The sequence below is a fragment of the Candidatus Enterococcus avicola genome, assembly GCF_047470845.1.
GTDB lineage: Bacteria > Bacillota > Bacilli > Lactobacillales > Enterococcaceae > Enterococcus_D > Enterococcus_D casseliflavus.
Genome location: NZ_JBLGTY010000059.1, coordinates 1 through 491 on the forward strand (window position 1 = coordinate 1; position 491 = coordinate 491).

General features: G+C 35.6%; 1 pseudogene. It reads left to right on the plus strand.

Annotated elements, in window-relative coordinates:
- Window positions 1-74 precede the first annotated feature (74 nt).
- Window positions 75-491: pseudogene (locus ACI3E5_RS17565) on the plus strand (IS6-like element IS1216 family transposase); the annotation flags it as partial.

Below are 491 nucleotides of genomic sequence, written 5' to 3' on the forward strand. Positions count from 1 at the left end.
GGTTCTGTTGCAAAGTTTTAAATCTACTATCAAATAAGGTAGAATAATAGAAAAAGATAGCAGGAGGAATGACGATGAATCATTTTAAAGGAAAGCAATTTCAGCAGGATGTGATTATTGTAGCCGTGGGCTACTATCTTCGTTATAACCTTAGCTATCGTGAAGTTCAAGAAATCTTATATGATCGTGGCATTAACGTTTCTCATACGACGATTTATCGTTGGGTGCAAGAATATGGCAAACTACTCTATCAAATTTGGAAAAAGAAAAATAAAAAATCCTTTTATTCATGGAAAATGGATGAAACGTACATCAAAATTAAAGGAAAATGGCATTATTTGTATCGAGCCATCGATGCAGATGGTTTAACCTTGGATATTTGGTTACGTAAAAAACGGGACACACAAGCAGCCTATGCTTTTCTTAAGCGGTTAGTGAAGCAGTTTGATGAACCGAAGGTTGTAGTCACAGATAAAGCCCCCTCTATTACA